Origin of the sequence: Actinomadura rugatobispora, assembly GCF_042656285.1 — a bacterium.
GTDB lineage: Bacteria > Actinomycetota > Actinomycetes > Streptosporangiales > Streptosporangiaceae > Spirillospora > Spirillospora rugatobispora.
In genome coordinates this window covers 1-1,335 of the sequence record NZ_JBHSON010000236.1, presented here as the reverse complement: position 1 = coordinate 1,335, position 1,335 = coordinate 1, and the positions used below count along the sequence as shown (strand labels likewise).

Genomic DNA, 1,335 nt, shown 5'->3' with positions numbered 1-1,335 from the left:
CCGCCGTCGGTGTTGACCGGCAGCCGCCCGCCGATCTCGGTGGCGCCCTCGGCCAGCAGCCGCTCCTGCTCGCCATCGGCGCACAGGCCGTTCTCGGCCATGTGGATGATCTCCGCGCCCGCGTCGGTGTCCTGCAACTGGACCACGTCCACGTCCTCGGGACCGATGCCCGCCTCCTCATAGGCCGCCCGCGAGGCGAACACCGTCGGCGCGTCCGCCTGCTCCACCGCGGCCCAGGAGGCGTGCACCTCATGCGCCCCATAGGAGCGCGTGCGCAGCGTGGTGGCGCGCAGGAACACCGGGGAGGAGGTGTAGCGGTGGGCGATGTCGGCCCGGCACATCACCACCGCCGCCGCGCCCTCGTCGGGGCTGCAGAACATGTAGCTGGTCAGCGGGTAGTTCAGCATCCGCGACCCCAGGACGTCCTCCTCCGACAGCGGCTTGCGGCGGAAGGCGTTGGGGTTGATGGCGCCGTTGCGGTAGTTCTTGGCCGCCACCCGCGCCAGCGTCCGGTGCGAGATCCCGTGGTCGTGCATGTACCGGTTGATCTTCATCCCGAAGAACTTGGTCGTCAGGAAATGACCGATGTCCCCGTACCACGACGGCGCGCTGTAGTGGATCGGGTCGGCGGTGAAGGCCCCCGAGTCGTGCTTGTCCATCCCGACCGCGACCCCGATGTCGTACTTGCCCGACCGGATCCCATCGGCGGTCAGCTGCAGCGCGGTCGCCGCGGTCGCGCACCCGTTGTAGACGTCCATGAACGGGATCCCGGTCAGCCCCAGCAGGCCCACGACGGCGTCGGGGTTGTCGACCTCGCGGCTGCCGCCGAAGGCGAACTGCACCTGCCTCCACTCGACCCCGGCGTCGGCCAGCGCGCCGCGGACCGCCTCGGCGCCCATCTCGATCGCCGACTTGGCACCGAACCGCCCGAACGGGTGGATCCCCACCCCGATGATCGCGACATCGCCCATCTCAGCTCGCCTCCTGCTCACCGCGCGGCCTGAACGCGTACGACATCACCTCGGTGCCATCGCCCTCGGTACGGAAGGTGAAGATCTCCAGCTCCAGCTCCATCCCGAAGCCGATCCGCTCGGGATCACTCACCGTCAGGCGCCCCTCGACGCGCACCTCGTCACCGAGCTGGACCAGGCCGACGGCGAAGGGGCGGAAGGTCTCGGGCGTCTCACCACTGGCATAGGGCTCCTTGGGCAGGAACTCCTGCGTCGTCCACGTCCACAGCGTCCCGGTACGCGGCAGCAGCACCCGCCCCATACCGGTGTCACCACACCGCGGACACGACGACTGCATCGGGAACGTCGTGGCCTCACACCGGCC

2 protein-coding genes are annotated in these 1,335 nt (G+C 69.7%); both read right to left on the bottom strand.

Features of this window, described 5'->3' with window-relative positions; genetic code table 11:
- Positions 1-971 (bottom strand): thiolase family protein (locus ACFPZN_RS56045; RefSeq protein ID WP_378293592.1); only part of this gene is annotated, 971 nt, incomplete at its 3' end.
- 1 nt (position 972) lies between these two features.
- The coding region (locus ACFPZN_RS56040; protein WP_378293590.1) for a Zn-ribbon domain-containing OB-fold protein at positions 973-1,335 on the bottom strand (363 nt) is incomplete at its 5' end.